The 22554-nt window shown below is 34.9% G+C and carries 25 protein-coding genes; 11 read left to right on the forward strand and 14 right to left on the reverse strand.

Annotation, left to right across the window (positions count from 1 at the left end):
- The first annotated feature begins 319 nt into the window (after nt 1–319).
- The 3 genes from AC5LXV_RS05170 to AC5LXV_RS05180 are packed head-to-tail and all read left to right on the forward strand — an operon-like array spanning nt 320 to nt 3767.
- Nucleotides 320–1588 carry an oligosaccharide MFS transporter gene (locus tag AC5LXV_RS05170; RefSeq protein ID WP_493467549.1) on the forward strand — a complete coding sequence of 423 codons (1269 nt, stop codon included), beginning with the start codon at nt 320–322 and terminating at the stop codon, nt 1586–1588.
- Between the two features lie 41 nt (nt 1589–1629).
- Nucleotides 1630–2748 carry a glycoside hydrolase family 172 protein gene (locus tag AC5LXV_RS05175; protein ID WP_110434413.1) on the forward strand — a complete coding sequence of 373 codons (1119 nt, stop codon included), beginning with the start codon at nt 1630–1632 and terminating at the stop codon, nt 2746–2748.
- A 20-nt stretch (nt 2749–2768) separates the two neighbouring features.
- A complete protein-coding gene (locus AC5LXV_RS05180; protein ID WP_493467550.1) occupies nt 2769–3767 on the forward strand; it encodes a LacI family DNA-binding transcriptional regulator in 999 nt (332 codons plus the stop codon).
- A 13-nt stretch (nt 3768–3780) separates the two neighbouring features.
- Here the strand turns inward: AC5LXV_RS05180 and smpB are convergent, their stop codons facing one another.
- A complete protein-coding gene (gene smpB / locus AC5LXV_RS05185) occupies nt 3781–4263 on the reverse strand; it encodes an SsrA-binding protein SmpB (protein ID WP_034883325.1) in 483 nt (160 codons plus the stop codon).
- A 66-nt stretch (nt 4264–4329) separates the two neighbouring features.
- Between smpB and AC5LXV_RS05190 the strand changes: the two genes are divergently transcribed.
- The 5 genes from AC5LXV_RS05190 to AC5LXV_RS05210 are packed head-to-tail and all read left to right on the forward strand — an operon-like array spanning nt 4330 to nt 6226.
- A complete protein-coding gene (locus tag AC5LXV_RS05190) occupies nt 4330–4758 on the forward strand; it encodes a type II toxin-antitoxin system RatA family toxin (protein ID WP_034883383.1) in 429 nt (142 codons plus the stop codon).
- 1 nt (nt 4759) lies between these two features.
- The gene (locus AC5LXV_RS05195) at nt 4760–5038 is read left to right on the forward strand and encodes an RnfH family protein (RefSeq protein ID WP_034883326.1); all 279 of its coding nucleotides are present in this window, start codon (nt 4760–4762) and stop codon (nt 5036–5038) included.
- A gap of 20 nt (nt 5039–5058) precedes the next feature.
- Nucleotides 5059–5493, forward strand: coding sequence for a zinc uptake transcriptional repressor Zur (zur, locus tag AC5LXV_RS05200; RefSeq protein ID WP_493467551.1), 435 nt, complete (start codon nt 5059–5061; stop codon nt 5491–5493).
- Nucleotides 5481–5837 (forward strand): EamA family transporter, encoded by a 357-nt coding sequence (locus AC5LXV_RS05205; protein WP_034883329.1) that lies wholly within the window; start codon nt 5481–5483, stop codon nt 5835–5837. The genes zur and AC5LXV_RS05205 overlap by 13 nt, the downstream gene beginning before the upstream one ends.
- Complete coding sequence (locus tag AC5LXV_RS05210) at nt 5837–6226, forward strand: DMT family transporter (protein ID WP_110434409.1); 390 nt, start codon at nt 5837–5839, stop codon at nt 6224–6226. The genes AC5LXV_RS05205 and AC5LXV_RS05210 overlap by 1 nt, the downstream gene beginning before the upstream one ends.
- An 86-nt stretch (nt 6227–6312) precedes the next feature.
- On the opposite strand, the gene AC5LXV_RS05215 is transcribed toward AC5LXV_RS05210, so the two are convergent.
- From AC5LXV_RS05215 to AC5LXV_RS05255, 9 genes are all read right to left on the reverse strand, one after another.
- On the reverse strand, nt 6313–6525 hold the full coding sequence (locus tag AC5LXV_RS05215) for a DUF4177 domain-containing protein (protein ID WP_034883332.1): 213 nt from the start codon (nt 6523–6525) through the stop codon (nt 6313–6315).
- A gap of 281 nt (nt 6526–6806) precedes the next feature.
- Nucleotides 6807–7211, reverse strand: coding sequence for an 8-oxo-dGTP diphosphatase MutT (gene mutT / locus AC5LXV_RS05220; RefSeq protein WP_110424162.1), 405 nt, complete (start codon nt 7209–7211; stop codon nt 6807–6809).
- A 115-nt stretch (nt 7212–7326) separates the two neighbouring features.
- Nucleotides 7327–10056 (reverse strand): preprotein translocase subunit SecA, encoded by a 2730-nt coding sequence (secA, locus tag AC5LXV_RS05225; protein WP_493467552.1) that lies wholly within the window; start codon nt 10054–10056, stop codon nt 7327–7329.
- An 84-nt stretch (nt 10057–10140) separates the two neighbouring features.
- Entirely contained in the window at nt 10141–10485 is a 345-nt protein-coding gene (locus AC5LXV_RS05230) for a hypothetical protein (RefSeq protein WP_493467553.1), read from the reverse strand.
- Between the two features lie 183 nt (nt 10486–10668).
- The gene (gene hxlB, locus AC5LXV_RS05235; protein ID WP_493467554.1) at nt 10669–11208 is read right to left on the reverse strand and encodes a 6-phospho-3-hexuloisomerase; all 540 of its coding nucleotides are present in this window, start codon (nt 11206–11208) and stop codon (nt 10669–10671) included.
- A 54-nt stretch (nt 11209–11262) separates the two neighbouring features.
- Nucleotides 11263–11712: a PTS sugar transporter subunit IIA gene (locus tag AC5LXV_RS05240; RefSeq protein ID WP_493467555.1), complete on the reverse strand. Its 450-nt coding sequence runs from the start codon at nt 11710–11712 to the stop codon at nt 11263–11265.
- A 14-nt stretch (nt 11713–11726) separates the two neighbouring features.
- Nucleotides 11727–12011, reverse strand: coding sequence for a PTS sugar transporter subunit IIB (locus AC5LXV_RS05245; protein ID WP_110424157.1), 285 nt, complete (start codon nt 12009–12011; stop codon nt 11727–11729).
- Nucleotides 12008–13378 carry a PTS galactitol transporter subunit IIC gene (locus AC5LXV_RS05250; RefSeq protein WP_493467556.1) on the reverse strand — a complete coding sequence of 457 codons (1371 nt, stop codon included), beginning with the start codon at nt 13376–13378 and terminating at the stop codon, nt 12008–12010. Before AC5LXV_RS05250 ends, AC5LXV_RS05245 begins: the two co-directional genes overlap by 4 nt.
- Before the next feature lie 18 nt (nt 13379–13396).
- Nucleotides 13397–13918: an RpiB/LacA/LacB family sugar-phosphate isomerase gene (locus AC5LXV_RS05255; protein WP_034883345.1), complete on the reverse strand. Its 522-nt coding sequence runs from the start codon at nt 13916–13918 to the stop codon at nt 13397–13399.
- A gap of 272 nt (nt 13919–14190) precedes the next feature.
- On the opposite strand from AC5LXV_RS05255, the gene AC5LXV_RS05260 reads away from it, so the two are divergent.
- Nucleotides 14191–14946, forward strand: a complete 756-nt coding sequence (locus AC5LXV_RS05260) for a DeoR/GlpR family DNA-binding transcription regulator (RefSeq protein ID WP_110434402.1) — start codon at nt 14191–14193, stop codon at nt 14944–14946.
- Nucleotides 14947–15024: 78 nt separating this feature from the next.
- On the opposite strand, the gene AC5LXV_RS05265 is transcribed toward AC5LXV_RS05260, so the two are convergent.
- Both AC5LXV_RS05265 and AC5LXV_RS05270 read right to left on the reverse strand, forming a co-directional pair.
- Nucleotides 15025–16584 carry a multicopper oxidase family protein gene (locus AC5LXV_RS05265; protein WP_493467557.1) on the reverse strand — a complete coding sequence of 520 codons (1560 nt, stop codon included), beginning with the start codon at nt 16582–16584 and terminating at the stop codon, nt 15025–15027.
- A 120-nt stretch (nt 16585–16704) separates the two neighbouring features.
- Nucleotides 16705–17016, reverse strand: a complete 312-nt coding sequence (locus AC5LXV_RS05270) for a hypothetical protein (RefSeq protein ID WP_493467558.1) — start codon at nt 17014–17016, stop codon at nt 16705–16707.
- Between the two features lie 313 nt (nt 17017–17329).
- Here AC5LXV_RS05270 and AC5LXV_RS05275 point away from each other — a divergent pair, with 313 nt between their 5' ends.
- Together AC5LXV_RS05275 and folA are read left to right on the forward strand one after the other, a co-directional pair.
- Nucleotides 17330–18394 carry an MJ1255/VC2487 family glycosyltransferase gene (locus tag AC5LXV_RS05275; protein WP_493467559.1) on the forward strand — a complete coding sequence of 355 codons (1065 nt, stop codon included), beginning with the start codon at nt 17330–17332 and terminating at the stop codon, nt 18392–18394.
- Between the two features lie 10 nt (nt 18395–18404).
- A complete protein-coding gene (folA, locus tag AC5LXV_RS05280; RefSeq protein WP_493451805.1) occupies nt 18405–18905 on the forward strand; it encodes a type 3 dihydrofolate reductase in 501 nt (166 codons plus the stop codon).
- 56 nt (nt 18906–18961) lie between these two features.
- On the opposite strand, the gene relA is transcribed toward folA, so the two are convergent.
- Nucleotides 18962–21220, reverse strand: coding sequence for a GTP diphosphokinase (gene relA / locus AC5LXV_RS05285; protein ID WP_493467560.1), 2259 nt, complete (start codon nt 21218–21220; stop codon nt 18962–18964).
- Between the two features lie 5 nt (nt 21221–21225).
- Entirely contained in the window at nt 21226–22551 is a 1326-nt protein-coding gene (rlmD, locus tag AC5LXV_RS05290) for a 23S rRNA (uracil(1939)-C(5))-methyltransferase RlmD (protein ID WP_493467561.1), read from the reverse strand.
- Nucleotides 22552–22554: the final 3 nt, after the last annotated feature.

Below are 22554 nucleotides of genomic sequence, written 5' to 3' on the forward strand. Positions count from 1 at the left end.
TATATTCGTTTAAATATCATTATTAATAATTGAACTAGTAAAGGGGGATCTTTTAATAAGTTATTTTTTTAATAATGATTAGTTTGATATTAAAAAATAATTGGCTTTAGATAAGGAATTATTTCCTTGATTGTGGTGGGGATAATATTTTTCTGTTTTTTATCTGTTTTTTATAATTATTGCGCTGTTAACAAATTATATTTTTTTAAGATAAATAAAATAATTTTGAAGTTGATCACATTTATCTAATAAAGCCGTTAAAGCTAAATTTTTAGCTATTCATACTCCAATCAGTACTTAACTCTTTATAGGATAAATTATGACAAGTGCATTTTATAAAAAACCAACTTATTGGTTTGCTTCGTTTTATAGCATTATGTATTACGCAGCTGGTAGTTTTGTTTTTTCTTTTTATGCAATATGGCTTAGTAAAGAGATTGGTTTAACTGCAAAGCAAACCGGTATCATCTATTCATTTAACTATTTTATTTCATTGATCATTATGATCATTTATGGTGTTTATCAAGACAAACTTGTGCTTAAAAAACACCTTATTTGGTTTCAAAGTATCATTATAACTTGTGCTGCACCGGCGCTAATTTATGTTTATGAACCACTATTGCGACATAATTTTTATGCTGGGGTTATTTTTGGTAGCTTCTTCTTAGGTTTTGGTTGGGTTGCCGGTATGGGCTTAATCGATTCTTATTGTGAAAAAATCAGCCGGGCGTTTGATTTTGAATTTGGACAATGCCGAACTTGGGGCTGTATTGCCTATGCCGTTGGTACCTTTATTGCAGGTATATTGATAAGTATTAATCCACACCTTAACTTTTGGGCAGCTTCAGTAGTTGGTGTCTGTTTTATGGTATTAAATCTGAATTTCAAACCAGATTTAAGTAAATCATCGGCAGCTGTATTCCAAAAGAAAGATAAACTAAGTTTTAACGAGATTGTCTCAGTATTTGGTCTTAAAAAGTTTTGGATATTTGTGGTTTATGTACTTGGTACTTATAGTTTGTACAACATTTATGACCAACAGTTATTCCCAGTCTTTTTTACTCAGCAATTTACTGATGTAAATGATGGTTATCGTCTATATGGTGTTTTAAATTCTTTCCAAGTCTTTTTAGAAGCAGCAGTTATGTTTTGTGTACCATTTGTGGTTAATAAAGTTGGTGCCAAAAATGCATTAATCTTTGCGGCATTTATATCTGCTACTCGAATATTTTTAACCGGACATGTGGAAAGCATTGTCATTATCTCAGTAATAAAACTGATGCACTGTTTGGAGATCTCAACTATTTTAGTTTCAGTGTTTAAATATATTGATAATAATTTTAATTCTCGTCTATCAGCCACCGTGTTTTTAATCGGTTATCAAGTAGCAGGCTCAGTAGGGGTGATATTGTTCTCTACCTATGTTGGTGATTTCTATGATACTGAAGGTGCAGCTACCACATTTAATTATTTAGGTTTAGTTGTTTTAGGCTTCATGTTATTTGCTGTGGCTTTCTTAAGCCGTGATAAAAAATCAGACACCCCAGAAAAGGGTAACGGAAGTAAATTAGGTAAACAAAATTTATAGTTTAATTGATAAAATTTGATAAAACATATTAAGGATACAAAATGAATATTTTTGATTCAGTAACACAATTTCACTTTGAACAAACCAGAACCATTTCGCCTGAAAATTTGACCGGTGAAAAGGGTAAATCGTGTATGAAAGGCAGTGCTTTAGGTCCATGTAGGAAAGGGCAAGGCTTTATATCTATTCCTTCTGGTGAAAAAGTCACTATTGCTGAAATTACGGGTCCAGCAGAAATTCGTCATATGTGGTTTACTTTAACTGATAAAACACATCGTGGCAGCTTTGTATTGCGTGATGTAGTCATTCGAATTTATTGGGATGATGAAACTGTTCCTTCAGTGGAAAGTCCTATCGGTGACTTTTTCTGTAATGGTTTTGGGGCAAGGTGTGATATTAATTCAATGCCAATAGTCGTTAACCCAACAGGTGGCTTTAATAGTTATTTTAGAATGCCATTTAATAAAAAAGCTAGAATTGAAATTCATAATGAACATGAAGCTGACTTACAACATTTCTTCTTTGCGATTAACTACGCGATAATGCCAAAACCGTTTGAAAATCCACTTTACTTCCATGCTCAATGGCGTCGTCAACGAGTAACTAATTATGCTCAAGATTATGTTATTTTAGATAATGTTCAAGGTTATGGTTATTATGTGGGTACTTATTTAGCGCTTACTGCTTTAGAGCGTTATTGGTGGGGTGAAGGCGAGTTTAAATTCTACCTTGATGATGATAGTGATTATCCAACACAACATTCAACAGGTTCGGAAGATTACTTTGGTGGTGCATGGGCATTCCATAATCGCGATAGCCAAGGTCGACCAAAAGCAAAATGTTTCCAAACTATGTTTATGGGCTATCCTTACCAAACAAATCGTGATGCGACCCGCGACTTTTTCCAAACTGGCGATTCTAATCCGGTACATGGTTTTGGTGATGATGGCTTACCAATGCATGGTTTATATCGTTGGCATCTTCCAGATCCAGTGGCATTTCATAAAAATATCAAACTAGCGTTCCAACAAATCGGTAATGATGATATAAGATTATATGAACGTTGTGATGATATTGCCAGTGTTGCTTATTGGTATCAAAGTCCATCGGTTAATCACAATCCGGTGTTCCCAAATAAACAACAACGAACTCCACGTTAGTGTATAAAGGTGATTGAACTATGGCGAGTAATAAACTGAAAATTAATGATATTGCTCGTTTGGCTGGCGTGTCGGCAACGACCGTCAGTCATATATTTAATAAACGAGATAAAAAATATCGTATTTCACCGCAAACACGGAAAAAGATTTTATCAATTGCCGAGAAATATAGTGATCAACCTCATATTCGTCAATATCTGATTAAGGCTAATAGCACTAATACGATTGGTGTCATTGTCCCCGATATGTCAAATTCATTCTTTTCGATGTTTTTGCATCATCTTGAGTCCGCTTTTCGGCAAAAGAATATTCAATTACTTATTACTTGTAGCCACTATAATAAAGAGGTCGAAATTAAAGTAGCGCAAAATTTAGTCGAGCGAAAAGTTGATGCCATGATTGTGGTAACGTCATTAGATAGCGACCAATTTTATGTGGATATCAATCAAAATACACCGGTACTGCTGTTTGATCGTTATTTAAAAGATACGATACTGCCTTTTATTACTAGTGAATCGTTACAATCGGTAAGTGATTTAATTAAGCCTTATGCCAAGGATTTAGATGAATTTTATTTTATTGGTTGTGATATTCAGTTAACTTCAATACGAGCTAGGCTAAAAGGGTTTAAGCGAGGTTTAGAAAGTGTAGGCTTAACGGTAAAACCAGAATGGATTGTCAGTGATGATTATTGCCCAAATAAAGGCTATGAATTAATCAAAGGAGTTCATGAAAGATTAGGTCGAGTGCCGAAAGCTATTTTTACCCCGTCCGGTAATTTATTGGAAGAAGTACTAAGTTATTTAGTTAAAACTAAAATTGATCCAAATCAGTTATACTTATGTTCTTATGATTACAATAACTATTTGAATTATTCTTACTATCCAATTGACGCTATTATTCAAGATATTGAAACTATGGCGCTAACTTGTGTCGATGTGATTGATGATTTGTTAAATTTTAACGAATTAAAACATCATGCATTTTTTATTGAACCACAAATTATACGCCATCGTTAATTGGCATTTTTTATTAGCGATTGGCATTCTTCATTATACGTGCCTTATCAACTTGCCATTGACGTTCTTTGATGTCAGTGCGTTTGTCGTACTCTTTCTTACCTTTCGCTACACCAATTTTTACTTTGGCCCACGCATTTTTCCAGTATAAAGAGAGTGCAACAACAGTGTACCCTTGTCGATTTATTTGTCCAAAAAGTGAATTTAACTCACGCTCTTTTAACAACAATTTTCGTGTACGCATAGGCTCACACACGACATGGGTAGAGGCAACATTCAATGGTGTTATGGTTGCTCCAAAGAGCCATGCTTCACCATTTTTTAGTAATACATAACTATCACTAATATTCGCTTTGCCTGCTCGTAGTGATTTAACTTCCCAACCTTGTAGGGATAAACCTGCTTCAATTTCCTCTTCAATAAAGTACTCATGACGCGCACGTTTATTTAATGCAATGGTAGCCGAACCCGGCTTATGTGATTTTTTCTTAGTCATAATGTGCGTTATTATAGAGTTACATGATACTATATGCCAATAATTTTAACTTTTAATTTGATTATTATGGCACATGTTTTTCATGAAGTGATCGAGCCTTATTCGATTCAGCAAATGTTTGCATTGGTGAACGATATAGCTAGATACCCCGAATTTGTTCCTGATTGTATCGCAACTGGGATTATTAGCAAACAAGATAATTATTTAACCGCATTTATTGAGGTTGAAAAGTTAGGCTTTAAAAAATCTTTTACTACGATAAATCAGATCAATGAACCAAATTCAATTGATATGGCGTTGATAGATGGTCCATTTAAACATCTAAAAGGGCGATGGCAATTTACTGAGCTTGCTGAGCAAAAAAGTAAAATTAGTTTTAGTTTGGATTTTGAGTTCAACAATAAAGTAATGAGTGCCGTTTTTACGCCAATATTTAAAGAAGTGATGAGTAACATGGTTAAAGCATTTTCGCAAAGAGCAAGGCAGATCTATTAATATGATAAATATACAAGTGGTATATGCACTACCTAACCAACCGACAATCATTGATTGCGTGGTTGATGAGCAAACTAATATCTTGCAAGCGATAACAAAATCCAATATCTTATCAATATGCCAAATTAAGTTAGATGAGCATCTAGTTGGCATTTATGGTAAACGTTGTGAACTTAGTGAACCAGTCAAAGACGGTGATCGTATCGAAATATATCGAGCATTAATCAATGATCCCAAAGAGATAAGACGAAAAAAAGCTGCATTAAAAAGTCATAAATAAAGTGAAGGAAACTGAACTCAATGCATAATATGCTGATTGAAAAAATTGAAACTTTATGCAAAAAACGCGGTATTAAGCTGACTACTCAGCGTAAAACCGTTTTAGATATCATGCTTAAAGCGAATAAAGCCATGAGCGCATATGATCTTTTAGACCTCTTAAAGGTCACCGAGCCTCAAGCAAAACCACCAACCATTTATCGAGCGCTTGAGTTTTTACTTGAGCAAGGTTTTATTCATAAAGTGGAATCAACCAATTGTTATATTATTTGTCCGCATTTTCAGGATCCGCAACATATATCAATTCTATTTATTTGTGATAATTGTCAGCAGATTATTGAAAAACACTCTGAAGATATTGAATCGCAACTTAAACAACTCGCTAGTCAAAGTCAATTTTCAATAACTCATAGTGTGCTTGAAATTCATGGAATTTGTCACACATGTCAACCTTAATCTTTTTTTTGTGGTTAACTAATATCGCTTGCGACACAGTTGGCCAAGTTGCCTTTAAATATGCGGCGATTACTTCTAATGATAAACAGGGTTTAAATTATTGGCAGAAATTATTTGGTAATATGTGGTTATGGTTAGGTTTTGGGGCTTACCTAATTGGTTTCGTATTTTGGTTGGCATTTTTAAGTGAAGTCTCTCTGTCGAAAAGCATACTATTAGGTTCTTTCAATATTATTACGGTAATGATTGCAGGGCGTGTGTTATTTAAAGAATATTTGACGCCATTTCGTTTAATTGGCATTTTTTTTATTACTCTTGGCGTCGTACTAGTAGGATTAACTTAATGAAAAAATTTTATATTATTGGTTTTATTTTACTCCTTTTTTTTGATACGTTTGGGCAAACTAGTTTCAAACTTACGGCGCTTTCAGCACTGCCGTTCGAAATGGATATTGCTTGGTTATTGAGAGTTTTTAGTCATGGTTGGGCATATTTAGTTATAATTGGTTATGCTGGGGCATTTATTACTTGGATGGTGTTATTGCAAAAAGCGCCAGTTGGCCCTGCGTTTGCCGCATCTCATCTACAAGTAGTAACAGTTATGCTAGTATCTGTCATTGCTTTTAACGAACAAATTACCTTATCTCGACTACTAGGTGCTTTGTCTATTATTGTGGGAATTATCTTTCTGGCTTTGGCGGAACAACGCCTACACAATAGTCCTGCAAATTAATTATTTTTGCTATTTTCAGGAATCAAAATAATTTATATATTGATTCCTGATTTGCTTTAGAAAATAATATTTTCTATTTCAATTAACTAACGATCTCGCTCCATCACAATTAGATAAGCTTCACGTTGCCAGAATAAGAATAAGCGACGCATATCTTTTTGCATTGTAATTACCCGCCAGCCTTCTTTGGCAGTTTCATTTAAAAAAGCGGAAAATTTGTCAGCATTTGAATTAGCTGCACCAAAAATTAATGAAGACAAAGCGCCTTCTTGATATATAACTACTTTATATTCTTTCATCTATTTTTAGAACCTTATTAAAATATTATAATAAAACAAAAAAAATTCCTAACATAAAACTACATTAAGAAAAATCTTGTACACAATATACTTTTTTGGTCATTTTATCCAGTATATAAATTAACAATATTTACAATTGAAAATTATTAGCTAGTTTCCAATAGTAATATTCAGATTTACAACGTATGAATAAAGTCATGCCAATACGTGGATGACGTTTGGATTTCAATATGGCAGTTATGTTGAAAAACGTTATGCAAAAATTTGCATAATGAAATAAATTAAATTTGTTTATCTAAGTTTTTAAGCATTTCGATAATTGGTCTATTCGCATCTGGAAATTCATCGGCATTGAGATCTTCCTGATCTATCCAACGACTTGGTTGTCCTTCTTTAGCGAAAGGAACGCCATCCCACTCTTCTACTAAGTAAGCATGAATAGTGATATCACGATCATCATAACTATATTCAAATGTTTTTAAAAATTGAGATTGTTGAATATGAATATCAACTTCCTCTGCTATTTCACGTTCTAAGGTTTGATAAGGTGTTTCACCAACTTCGATTTTTCCTCCTGGAAATTCCCAAAAACCAGCAAGATGAGAGTCTTCACCGCGTTGGGTGATAAAGATTTGGCAGTCTTGTGAACGAATGATACCTACAGCTATTTCAGTATGTTTTCTCATGATCCTATCTATATGTGATTAAAGTTAGGGAAAGCTACTGCTTTCCCATTTATTTGTTATAACCTTAATCGGTTAATTAAACATCAATGATAGTTAATCATACTAAATTTTTCAGTTAATTAACAGCACCATGACAATGTTTATATTTTTTACCTGATCCACAAGGACAAGGATCATTACGTCCAACTTTTGCTTGAGCGCGAACAATCGGTTGTTGTGAATTTGCTGGTTGCCCGTTGTTGTCTCCATCCATGCCACCAATTGATTCGTGATTAGCTTGCTGTTTTGCCATTAATCTTTCGATTTCAGCTTGGCGTTGACGTTCGGCTTCATCAACTTCTTCTTGTGAACGAATTTGTACCCGGCTTAATATACCAATTACGTCATATTTTAGGGTGTCTAACATGTTGGCAAACATATTGAACGATTCGCGTTTGTACTCTTGTTTTGGATCTTTTTGAGCATAGCCGCGTAAGTGAATACCTTGACGCAAATAATCCATTGCCGCTAAATGTTCTTTCCATAATGTATCAAGTGTTTGCAACATAACACTCTTTTCGAATTGCCTAAAGGCTTCGGAACCGGCAGCATTTTCTTTTGCGAGATATTTATCTTGGGCGAGTTGTAAAATACGTTCGCGTAAGGTCTCCTCATGAAGATTTTGTTCTTCATCCAGCCAGTTGGCAATAGGCAACTCTAAATCAAAGTCATTTTTTAAGGCGGTTTCAAGTCCAGGAATATCCCATATTTCTTCTATAGATTGTGGTGGAATATATTGATCAATAACAGCAGTAAATACATCGCCGCGTATTGAATCAATGGTATCTTTGATATCTAAGTTATCTAATAAATCGTTACGTTGGCTATAAATAGCTTTACGTTGATCATTGGCAACATCGTCATATTCCAGTAATTGTTTACGAATATCAAAATTGCGGCTTTCAACTTTTTTCTGAGCATTGGCGATAGCTTTAGTGATCCAAGGATGCTCGATAGCTTCACCCTCTTTCATGCCAAATTTACGCATCATATTGCCAACCCGTTCTGATGCAAAGATACGCATTAATGGATCTTCTAATGACAGGTAAAAACGCGATACCCCCGGATCACCTTGACGACCAGCACGACCACGTAATTGGTTATCAATACGACGAGATTCATGACGTTCAGTACCTAAAATGTAAAGTCCGCCAAGTTGGATAACTTCTTCATGTCTAACTTGCCATGTTTGTTTGGCTTTTTCGATATCGGCATCCGTTGGATTTTCTAATTTTGCAACTTCACTTTGCCAATTACCACCCAGCATAATGTCGGTACCACGACCAGCCATATTGGTTGCAATCGTTACTGCACCTTTACTACCTGCATTAGCAATAATTTCTGCTTCTTGTGCATGGAATTTGGCATTAAGTACATTATGCTTAATACCCGCTTTTTTAAAGGCATGAGAGACAAGTTCTGATTTCTCGATTGAAGCAGTACCTACTAAAACGGGTTGTCCGCGTTTAACGCATTCTTGTACATCAGCTACAATTGCATTAATTTTCTCTTTTTCTGTCATATAGACCAAATCAGGTAAATCTTTTCTAACCATTGGTCGGTTAGTTGGAATAACAATGGTATCAAGACCATAGATTTGGTTAAATTCGAAAGCCTCAGTGTCAGCAGTCCCTGTCATACCGGCTAATTTTTGATATAAACGGAAATAATTTTGGAAAGTGATAGAAGCTAACGTTTGATTTTCGTTTTGAATTTTAACATGTTCTTTAGCTTCTACTGCTTGGTGTAAACCATCAGACCAACGACGTCCATCCATGGTACGGCCTGTATGTTCATCGACGATGATGATTTCATTATCTCGAACAATATAATCTACATCACGGTGGAATAGATGATGAGCTCGAAGAGCGGCATTAACATGGTGCATCAACACAATATTATTAGGCGCATATAGTGATTCATCACCTTTCATAATACCTTGTTTGATTAATAGCTCTTCAACTTTAATTAAACCTCGTTCAGTAAGGTTAACTTGGCGTGATTTTTCATCAATTGAAAAGTCACCATCACCTTGGAACTGATCTGAATCTTCTTTTTCTTGACTAACTAAATATGGAATAATTTTATCAATACTAACATATCTATCTGAGCTGTCTTCAGCTTGGCCTGAAATGATGAGCGGTGTTCTTGCTTCATCAATTAAAATTGAATCGACCTCATCGACTAAGGCATAGTGAAGAGGGCGTTGAACGCGAGACTCTTTACTAAAGACCATATTGTCACGCAGATAGTCAAAGCCATATTCGTTGTTGGTGCCATAAGTGATATCAGCATTGTAGGCTTCACGCTTTAAATGTGGTGGCATATTTGGTAAGTTAATACCAACCGTTAATCCTAAAAATTCGAATAGCGGGCGATTGTTTTCCGCATCACGCTGCGCTAAATAATCATTGACTGTAACAACATGGACGCCTTTGCCAGTTAAGGCATTTAAATAAGCAGGTAATGTGGCAGTTAAAGTTTTACCTTCACCAGTACGCATTTCAGCTATACAACGTTCATTTAAAACCATACCACCAATTAGTTGCACATCAAAATGACGCATACCAAATACACGTTTACTGGCTTCACGAACTACGGCAAAAGCTTCTTCTAATATGTCATCTAAATTAGTGCCATCAGCAATTTTTTGCTTAAATTCATTGGTTTTTGCCTTAAGTTGATCATCGGTTAATGCTTCCATTGATGGTTCAAGCGCATTAATATTTTCAACTCGTTTGCGCATAGTTTTTAAAACGCGTTCATTCCGGCTACCGAATACTTTTGTTAATAATTTTAATAACATAACTGTTCTCTTATTCTTTTTTATAATGGGAGTAATAAGGAATCAACCTTATTCAAAAAATTAATTTATTTAGATAAAAATGTGTTAAACGGTAGCTTGGGGACCGGCCCTTATTCCATTATAGGGTGATAATCGAATAACGGTGCTTGGGTTCACTTTGTCATAACTTAACGAGACAATTTGCTTATCGTAATGCTGTTTTTGAGACAAAGGTAAAGTTTGCGATTCTTTTCTTATCGGTGTTTGGTGATCTTGTACAATTGCCGTAATCGCAATAATCCCCACCTGGGTGGAAGATGATTGAACTGGTAATGCATTTTTTTCGTAAAAACCGAACCCAGTAGCAATCACACCTAATAATAAGTGCGATAGTGCAGTTTTAATGATGAGGCGTTTACTAATTTTTTGCCAGTAATTAATCACGGTCATAACGGTAATATCTTAGCATTTTTTGCCAAAATGAAAAACTATTATTACAAATAGGTAATTGTTTATTATTTAGGATTCATCTATTTATAAAAAGAAATTAATTTTAAAATAGAGCTGATAGGTAGTATCTGATTTTAAAACCACTGATAAAAACAAGTGGTTTTCAGTCGAATTACGGTAATATTATTCTAAACTAGCATGTCGTTTTGCCATATCATTATTACTCTCATTTTGCTCTCTACTCATAACTAAAATAACAGTATCAAATATAATTAGTAGCATTTGCTCAAAAAGGCTACCTAAAGGTTGTTGGCTAACTTGTGACTGATTAAATTTGGTTCCTGATTGTAATAATATGTTCGGTGATTGGAGTTTTGCTAATGTTGATGTGTCGGATGCACAAATAATGGCTAAGTCAATTCCTTGATTGAGCGCTGATTTCGCCATAATATTTACGCTTTCTGTTTCACCAGATGCGGAGGCTAGAATAAGTAAATCTCCTTTCTGAACTGATGGAGTGGTTGTTTCACCAACAACAAAAGAGTTTAAACCAAGTTGCATAAGTCTCATTGCAAATGCTTTGAGCATAAGACCTGAACGTCCTGTGCCATAAACAAATATACGTTTATGCTGTTGTATTTTTTGTATTAGATCAATGATGTCATCATCGCTCAATGTTCTAACTGATTGATTCAATTCATTAATGATTAATTGTGCTTGCACTGCTGTCTCCTGTCGAAAAATAGCTAATGCTATTTTTCGACTATAAAATGTAAACTAAATATTTAACTGCTGAGTGATTAATTCTTCAGTTTGCTGGCAATTAAACTTTTGGCATTTACTTACAAAAGATTCATCTTGAAATAAAGTAACTAAACGTCTAAGTATTGATAAGTGTTGATCGCTTGTTGCTAATGCTAAATTGAAGATCAATTGGCAAGTTACCTTCAAACTAGCATCTGCCATTTGCCCAAAAATTACCCCTTTGCTTGAACGAACTAAACTAATTGAATCTGATTTAACTAACCGGGAATTACCATGTGGTATAGCAATACCTATGCCACTGTTGATTAGTAATCCCGTTGGATAATCTTTTTCCCGGTCAATACAAGCCGTAATATATTCAGGTGTAATATAATTTTTTTCTAATAAATATTCGCCTGAAGTTAATATCGCATCTTGATATATTTTTACTTTTTCCTGTAAATCATGAACTAAAATGTGCATGGTTAACTTCCTAATTATTGCGTTAAGTTCTGCTTAACCGCATCAAAAATGGCATCTTCGCCAATACCGGTGAGTAAACCAGCACCAACAATGACATTGGTTGTAATATCTGGATTATCAATTTTAGTTGATGAAACCACTAAATCATAACTATTAAAAATATCAGCATTGCAAGCCATAAGTGATGATTTATCTACTTGTGCATCAATATGTTGCTCTTTCAAATAATCTTGCAAAATTGAAACCATAATTGATGAAGAAGCAATGCCATTACCACATACCACTAATATTTTTTTCATTTTGAAACCTCGCTTGTATTAATTTTTGAATTTTTTTCTTTTTTCTTTAATAGATAGCCCACTGATAGCAAAATTAAGCCAATCAATAAGTAACCAAATATTCCGACATGGCTAGTTGCAGCAAAGAGTCCAGTAAATGGATTGGCTGACGGATTTAATGAGGTATACATTACAGAGGCATCTGGATTAGAACCAAACGCTTGGAATACTTCGTTAGTTGCAGGGGTCATCCATGACGCGATATATAAACCTCCACCAAATAAAAATATTGAGGTAACCCAAGTCCGGATAATATTGCCTCTAAATACAGGAACCATACAGGCAATAAAGAAGACAAATTGTGATAGATCACCCAACGGCATGACTTTATTACCAGGTAAAATCACCGCTAAAATGACAATAATAGGAATCAATAATAAAGCTGGGGCGATAACCGAAGGATTACCCACAATTAATGCGGTATCCATACCTACAGTAATATCGCGATTGGGAAAACGTTTAACTAATTTTTTTCTAGCCACATTAGATAAAGGAACTAGACCTTCCATCATAATTGAGGTCATGCGAGGCAACAATAACATTACCGCCGCTAAATACATGCCTAACTGTAAGCTTGAAATAATAGTATGATAAGGACTTTGCCATGAGTAACCGCAAAAACCAAGTAAAACACCAATAATAAAACCGACTACGGTTGGATCACCAAGTACCCCAAAACGTTTTTGAATAGTCTCTGCGGTTACAGTTATATTTCTAAAACCCGGGATACGGTCATAAATCCAATTAAATGGATAAGCAAAAATAAGATAGGTGTTTGCAACCGGATGCGAAATTGAGACACCTTCTGGAAGATTAAAGAATTTCTCATTATTCTTTGCGCCTAGATCAGCAGCAATTAATGCCCAAACGTGAAATAGTGCGGCTGTTAATACACCATATAAAAAACTACCTGAATAAACGCCGACAATTGCTCCCATTGACGCATTTTGGTGTAAATTAAACACATCAACATTCACACAATCAGTGATTTTCATAATTAGTAATAGAACATTTACGGCAACACATAATGGAATAATAATTGGTCCCATGCTTGAACCAAAGCCCATTACCGCAGTTGCAGCGCCACCAACATCAATTGCACTTAATGACGAACCGGTACTTTCGGCTAGCCCCGTAACGGCAGGTGCCATTTTATCTAGCATAAATTTAATTGTCATACTTAATGCAATAAATCCAATGCCAACTTTCATTGCCGACGCAATACATTCAGAAATAGGCCTGCCGAGCGCAGCCATTAAGATTAAAAATATTATCGGAATAAAAATAAAGTTTCCTAAATCATTGATAAATTGTGTAATTAATTCCATATGTGACTCCTTTTATCGTTACTCATTGGCTCGAAAGCCCATATTCCAAGCAATATGAGCAGGTTTGACCAATAACGCATTGTCATTACGCTCAGCTTCAAGCAAGTTTTTCTTAGAATTTTCACGCGCAGTAGTAAAATCAAATGGTTGGTCGTACCATGCGTCTAAGATCATTTTGGTATATTCAAGGCTATTGACTCGACAACCTAGTCCTATGATTTGAGCATTATTGCTTAGCCTAGCTCGTTTAGCTGAATAGGGATTAGTGACAGCAACAGCACGAATGCCCCAGTGTTTGTTAGCTTGGCAGGTAAAACCAATACCTGTTCCACAAATATATATTCCTAAACGACAAACATCTTTCTGAATCAAGATTGACATTTCATCAGCCAATTTGGCATAAGTATTAATACCATCTGTTTTAACCTTTACCGGGTCATAAACAACATCGGCATTTTTTTCATTAATCAGATATTTTTTGATTTCTTCTTTATATTCGAAACCTAAGTCGTCACTAGCTATAGCAATTTTTGTTTTCATTTTTTCCTCTCCTAAATTAATAATTATTTTATAATTGGTTTTTATTGGCATGTCAATGTGATCAAGATCACAAAAATAATAAGATGATGATTTATAATATTAAAAAAACCAATATAAACCAATTTTAATTTGTTTTTTATAATATGTTATTTAATTTGAGATCAGGAAAGATACGATGAGTTATGAATGAATCATGTGGACTTTTTGCTAAAATATTGGTAATAATCAGACATGGTTAGTCATATCTAAATCAAAATTTGAGATTGTTAACAATGCAATTAATGAATGAAAGACGAGAATTAATTTTAGAAGAGTTAATCACTGTTGGAACGGTATATGTGAGTGAATTAGCTCGCAAATACCAAGTGACTTACGAAACCATTCGTAAGGATTTATCCGATTTAGAAAAAAAAGGGTATTTAGTTAAATGTCATGGCGGTGCAACACTAAAACAAGGTGCTATTGAACATCCATTTCAAATTAGAGAGAAAGAAAATGCCAGCTTAAAGAAAAGTATTGCGCAAAAAGCACTAACGTTACTACCTGATAATTGCTCTATGATTATTGGTACTGGTAGTACCACATTAGAATTAGCCAAATTGTTGATGTATCGTTCAGGTTTTAAGATTTTTACAGATTCATTACCTGTTGCCAATACCCTTATTTCCTCTGAAAACCAAGTTTTCTTGTTTGGTGGGGAGTTACGCAATAAAAGTTCATCAGTCTATGGCGGTTGGGCGTTATCTATGATTAATGAAATTCAGGTTGATCTCTGTTTTTTAGGTACTGATGGATTTAGTAATTTAACTGGACCTTCAAGTCCTTCATCTTCAGACGCTTATATTGATAAAGCCATCATCGCTCATGCCGAGAAAAAGTATATTTTAGGCGACTACACGAAATTTAATAGGAAGAGTCTGTATAAAATTTGTGATTGGCGTGATATAACCGCATTAATTACCAATAATCTTGCAGATCAGGCACAGGTTGCTAAGTTAGAAGCTAAAACCAAAGTTATTTTGTGTTAAGAATATTTCTTAGCAACGCCAAATAATAAAGATCTCCCTTACCTTAAATAAACAAGGGAAGGGAGATAACTGATTAGTTTATTTAACCATCAATTGTCCCATCATGCCAAGCGTTTCATGCTCGATAATATGACAATGATACATACGTAATCCAGGCATGTTTTGCTGGATTTTTATGGTGATTTTTTCGTGAGGGCGTAAATTGATGGTATCTTTTAATGCGACATATTCTGGAGGATATTTTTTACCATCAAATTCATGGGATACCACAGTGAATTGTGTACCATGAATATGGAAGTTATGGTCCATATGTGAGTTATTGGTTATCGTCCACTCTTCAACCTCATGTATTTTGCTTTCTAGATCAATACGTTTCATATCATGGCGTTTACCATTAATTAAAAATAGCATGCCCCCTCTAGGTTCGCTTTTATCCATCACTTCGGTATATTCAAGTGATTTATGGGTTTTTGCTTCGGCCATTTTTGGTAGGGTACGTAATGTTGATGGTAAGACAATTGAATTGGCCTGATGAAGTTCTAATTCAGCAAGTATTATATCTTGTTCTACCGGCACATTTCCCATTTTGCCGCGATCATAACCAATTGATTGTAAATATACACTGCCGGTTTGTTTGGGTAAAATTACCAATTCAGCGCGTTCCGCCGGTGATAACAAGAGAGGCTTTTCAAGAGAAATAGGTTCAGGCATTAATCCACCATCACTACCGACTAAGAAGACATCACAACCGGGAATGGAAAGGTTAAGATAACGTCCAGAACAGGCATTCCAAACACGAACACGAGTTGCGCTATCAACTTTCATTTTTGGACGATAACCACCATTAATTAACACAAATTGCCCTTCTCGACCATTCATCCAATCCGTCATTGAGTTATCGGCAATTTCTCCTTTGTCTGTCAGTTTTAGATCGGAGAAGAACCAATTGAGTTCAGGTAACGAGGCTAATGGATCGTTTTTACTTCGAACAATAAATACACCCGCTAATCCTCTGGCGACTTGTTCTGCAACGGTATTATGACCATGCGGATGGTACCAATAGGTACCAGCACTATCTTCAGGAATGGTAAATTCATAAATACGCTCTCCACCGGCTGGGATTTCATCTTGTGGATTGCCATCTTGATTTGAAGGAACCAGTAAACCATGCCAGTGTACAGTTGTTGCTTGTGGAAGTTTATTTTTCACTGTAAGTTTGACTTTATCGCCCTCATAAACTTCAATAAGTGGTCCTGGAATTGAATCATTATATGCCCAAAACTCTGTAGTAATATCAGGTGTTAAAGCAATTTTTACTGGTTTTGCTTCAATAGTTGCTTCGAATAAACCTGATTGATTACTATTATTCTTTAAATGTTTGAATTTGGGTAAATCCTGACCTTTTGGTAATGCTGAAGTAGATAATAGTTTTTGCGGTTTTTTTGTGCTCATGTTCATATTCATATTCATATTCATGTTCATATGATCGTGCATGTTGTCCCCCTTGTCACAATTATCAGATTTAACATCACAAACCATGTCCGATATTGGTGAATTATCCAAATTGGCAATGGCTTTAGTTGCAATTAAACCACCAACGGCAGCGGTTATATTCTTTATAAAAATTCGGCGTTTCATACTATTCCTATCATTATTTATTACGTTAAACAATAACAGCCATTCAGCTTGCAAAACTACAAGCAGTAAAGACTGTGTTATTGATTTCCAGTACTTATTACTTATACACAGCAGTGTAAATTAGATAAATTTTGGTGGTTTTAACTCAGGAATAAATTCTTTATATTCAGGTATAACGTTAGTTGGTAGATATTGTTCGCGGTGAATCGGATAATCAATATTAACAGTGTAATTAGTTATTACTGTACCACAACTGGTGCAATGATTGACTGATTTACCAATAAAAGGTTTTGTTGATTTAGAAGTCGGCAAATCGGTAATTGAATAATAGAGATTTGCGTTCACCCTTAAGGAGATTAACATTGGTGAATGGTCAGCTGAACAGGTTGTGGGAATAATTGACGAAAAATGCCAAATAGAAGAAATAAACAAAAAGATTGTCGATATAATTAAAATATTAAATCGCTTTTTGTTAATGGCTAATGACATTGTTTATCACACAATTAATCTAACAAACCATGATTTTATTTTACTAGATAAAACATAAAATTTATACCATTTTAGTAATTGGCAATTTTATTCAAGTTCAATTGCCAATAATCAACAATTTTTCAATCTGCAATATTCACATTAATTGACTAAGTTAATAGTTTTGCAGTAAAAGATAATCATAAAATAAATAAGCCAAACATAAATGGTTCTGGTATTATATTTATATAAAAATATTATTCTGAATAAAAACGATATGAAAATTCTTTACGGAGTTCAAGGAACAGGAAATGGCCATATCAGTCGTTGTAGAACATTAGCAAAAGCTTTAAAAAAGGCTGGTGCTGATGTTGATTATATTTTAAGTGGTCGTGATCCTAAAGATTACTTTGATATGCAGGCCTTTGGTAATTATCGAACTTTTAGTGGTTTGTCTTTTGCGACACTTAATGGAAAAATTAATTTTCGTAAAACCATTCAACGAATTCGTGCCTTTAGATTAATAAAAGATGTTCGTGATCTCGATTTATCAAAATATGATTGCATTATTAGTGATTTTGAGCCAGTGAGCGCTTGGGCTGCACATCATCAAAATCGAGATTGTTTGGGTATCAGTAATCAATCTATTTGCCATTATCTGAAACCTAAAGAGTATGGCATGATAGCTAATGTAATTATGAAGTACTATGCTCCGGTTACTAAACCAATTGGCTTGCATTGGTTTCATTTTGGTCAGAAACTTATTCCACCGATGATTGATTCATTTGAAACTCAGCCAACTGAAGATGGTAAAATTGTTGTTTATTTGCCGTTTGAAGATTTGCAGGAAATAGCTCAACTAGTCAATCAATTTCCACAATATCAATTTTGTTGTTTTCATCCCGATGTGAAACAAATTTCTGAACGTAAGAATTTATTGCTACACCCATTAAGTAGAGATACTTTTACCCAAGCTTTACTTAGTTGTTCTGGTATTATTTCTAATACCGGATTTGCATTAATTTCCGAAGCATTATCTTTAGGCAAGAAGATTCTTACTAAGCCAGTCGCTGGTCAATTCGAGCAAGTTTACAATGCTCAATGCTTGCAATCTTTAGATATGGCAACCGTGATGGAAAATCTAAGTAGTTTGAAGCTAAAATATTGGCTTAGCTTACCCTCAACCAAACCGATTATATATCCGAATGTTGCTGACGAATTAGCTAATTGGATTGTTTCCGGACAAAAAGAGACCTTACTATCTTTAAGCCAAAGGCTCTGGCAACAGACTGTATTTCCTGACAATGTGAGACAACAAATCAAATCGTTAGGTTATGTATAAAGGGGCTAACATGATATTGAGTATTATTGTTGCGATGGCAGATAATCGGGTTATTGGATTAAATAATCAAATGCCGTGGCATATGCCAGCAGATTTAGCTTGGTTTAAAAAAAACACCTTAAATAAGCCGGTTATTATGGGGCGTAAAACGTTTGAATCTATTGGTAGACCTTTGCCCAACCGCCATAACATTGTCATAAGTCGTCAAATTGCCAACAAAACTTCAATTAATTCTGATGTAACTTGGGTTCAATCGATTGATGACGCAATAACACTGGTTAATAAACAGTTGGTTGATGAAGCCTTTATTATCGGTGGCGGTAATATTTATAATCAGGTTTTACCACTAGTTAATCGTCTTTATTTAACGCATATTGATGCCCAATTATCAGGTGATACTTATTTTCCTGATTATACTCAAATGTCTTGGCGACAAATTCATCTAGAAGAACATCAAGCAGATGAAAAAAATCGTTATGATTATCAATTTGAGATATTGGAAAGGCATTAATCAACAGATAATTTATATAAGTTGCCACCTAAAATTTGTGGCAACTTAAATAATTATCACCCTTGTAACCGTTTTGCCTCGATCACATCTGCTAGTTGTTTAATTTTGTTTAGTACTCGTTCAAGTGAATCTTGATCAAAAATTTGCATATCCATATCAATAGTTGCTATTTGTTGTTTCATTTCAATTCGACTTGAAACTCCTAAAACATTCACTTTTTCATTAGCTAATATGGTGGTGATGTCTCGTAATAAACCGCTCCTATCATTTGCGATGATTCGAATAACCATCGTATAACTAGAATTATGATTACCACTCCATACCGCACTGGTAATACGCTCCGGCGCATGATTTTTTAACTCTTGCAATTGTTCACAGTCAGCTCTATGAATTGAAATTCCTCGCCCTTGCGTTACAAAGCCAACAATTGAGTCACCAGGAATAGGACGACAACAATTAGCAATGGTATAAAGTAAATTATCAACACCCTCAATAATGATTTCACCACCTTTTATTGCAGTCGATCTTCCGGTGTTTTTAGTTTGCGATGTTGATTTTTGAGTGATTTGTTTAAGAACCGCTTCGTCTTCTTCTTCTGCTGTCGGCTTATTAAATTGAGCATTAATGAAGTTAACCAATTGATTGATTCGCACATCACCGCTACCTATTCCGGCGAGCACTTCATCAAACGAGTGGGCATTGTATTTGCTAATAAGAATCTTCTCGACGCTTTTTAAGGTAATATTTAATGGCACCAGTTCGTTTTCAAGAATTTGTTGACCGGCTGCAATATTTTTATCTCTATCTTGTTTTTTGAACCAGGCTTGAATTTTTGCTCGCGCTCGGCTGCTATTAACAAAACCTGCATTTGGATTTAACCAGTCACGACTTGGGTTTGGTTGCTTTTGGGTGATAATTTCAACTTGATCGCCTGTTTTCAATATATAGGTAAATGGCACAATACGACCGCCAACTTTAGCGCCAATACACCGATGTCCAACATCACTATGTATATGATAAGCGAAATCTAAAGGCGTTGAACCAGCTGGCAAATCTACAACGTCACCCTTAGGCGTAAATACATAAACGCGGTCATCAAAAATTTGGCTACGAACTGTTTCTTGAATTTCGCCACTTTCTGACATTTCTTGTTGCCAAGTTAATAGCTTACGTAACCAAGAAATTCGTTGATCGTATGCCGTCATCTTATCGGTACTGCCTTCTTTATACTTCCAGTGTGCTGCTATACCTAATTCAGCATCATTGTGCATCTGCTCAGTACGGATTTGAATTTCAATAGTTTTGTTTTGTGGACCATAAACCACAGTATGAATGGATTGATAGCCATTTGGTTTTGGGTTAGCCACATAGTCGTCGAATTCCTTAGCTATATGTTTATAATGGCTATGCACAATCCCCAAAGCGTTATAACAATCTTCAATTCGGTCACAAATAATACGTACTGCTCGAATATCATATAACTCCTCAAATTGTAGATGTTTACGCTCCATTTTTCGCCAAATGCTATAAATATGTTTTGGTCGACCGTAAACTTCTGCACGAATATGATCATGATTCATCATATCCTGTAGATGTTTAACAAATTGATTAATGTATGATTCACGATCAAGGCGTTTTTCATGTAACTTATGAGCAATAAAGCGATATTGATCTGGATGCAAATAACGGAAGCAAAAATCTTCAAGTTCCCATTTTAATTGCCCGATTCCCAATCGATTGGCTAGAGGTGCATAGATATTAAAACACTCTTTAGCAGCCAGTACTTGATCTTCTTTTGGTGCCTGTATAAGATTACGTAAATAAGTAATACGCTCTGCTAATTTTATCACCACACTACGGAAGTCATTCACCATAGCCAGTAACATACGGCGAATACTATCAATTTGCTCTGTAGTGGCATGACCATTACGAATGGCTCGTAGTTGCCTAATTTCCTTCATTTTGACAACACTGGTAAGGATGTGAATAATTTCTCGGTCAAAATTTTCGGGAAGATCGTCTCGGCAGATAATTTTAGTGTCAAAGAAAGGCAGTAAAAGGGCAGTACATAGACTATTAATGTCCATATTTAAGGTCGATAAAATTTCAACCATTTCAATAGCATTTTGAAAACAATAGGCTTGTTCAGGCGCGCCTGCACTATGTTCAAAACAAAAATCCCAGATATCTTTGAACTTTTGATAGGATTCAAGGTTGGTTAATAGTAGTTCTTGTTTAGCCCATTGTTCAACATCAAACTGTGTTAGAGTATAATGCTCGTCATTTTGTTGATGGGCGCCTCTAATTGATACCATAATTATTATCCTGATCTGGTTAACATCAACATTGATTCTATATGCTTAGTTTGTGGAAACATATCCAAAATAGCAATTTTAGCAATGTTGTATCCTTCCTTAAAAAATAACTTGCAATCTCTGGCTAATGTAGCTGGGTTACAAGAGATATAAACGATTTTTGATGGCGATATCTTAATAATTTCTTCTGTAGCATTATAAGCCCCAGCTCTTGCCGGATCTAATAATACTTTGTCAAAAATGGTTTGATTCCATAGCGAAGATTGTTGCTTATCTTCTAAATTACAGGTAAAAAATTGTGTCTTAGCTTTAACTTTATCTTTATTCAATTTGGTATTGAATTTCGCTTTTTCAACTAATGCCTCAACGCCCTCAATACCGGTTACCGACTGGCAATTTGTTGCTATTGGTAGTGAAAAATTGCCCATACCACAAAATAGATCAAGTATGTTATCGTTTGCTGACACATCTAACCACGCGAGCGCTTTCTCGATCATCTTCTGATTAATTCGACTATTAACCTGAATAAAATCGAGTGGACTAAAGGTTAATTTTAGTTGGTTAATCAGGTAGTAATGTTCTTTAGAACCAGAAGCATGGCGCAAATTATCACCATGAAAATAGAGCGAAATGTGATGAACTTCAGCAAATTGTATAAGTAATCGGCTATCTTGTTCTGTTAGTGGCATAGTGTGTCTTAAAACTAAAATTATTCCACTATCAACCGCAATCAATTCAATATGCCCAAGGGCTTTTTTCTGTTTGATTTGTCTTAAACAAGATTGTAATGGAATTAACAAAGCATCTAATTGTTCAACCAATACCGGGCAGTGTTCTATATTTATAATTTGACTTGATTCAGGTTGTCTAAAACCGATAAATAATTCACCTTTGACTAAATTGATGGCTAACCTAGCTCGTCGACGATAATGATAGGGTTGATCTGCAACTATGTCAGGTGGATTATCCTCTAACAGAGCCCCAGTTTCTTTTGATAATAATTTAATTAGCGCTTCGTATTTGGCTTGTTGTTGTAACTCTGATGAGATGTGCTGTAATTCACAGCCGCCACATTTTGTATAGTATTGACATTTTGGCTTAACACGTTGTTGACTGTAATTGTGGTATTTTATTACTTTTGCTTTGGCGTAATTTTTTTTATCTTCAGTCAATTGAATATCAACAGTTTCGTCTGGCAATGCCGATTTTACAAAAATCGTTTTACCTTTATGATTGGCAACGCCTTGACCAAAAGTATCTAGTTTTGTGACGGTAACAGTCAATTTTTGCGAAGTTAGCTTTTTTTTCGGGGGGGTATAAAAATTAACCATTTT

Source organism: Gilliamella sp. LMG 34359, assembly GCF_984569085.1.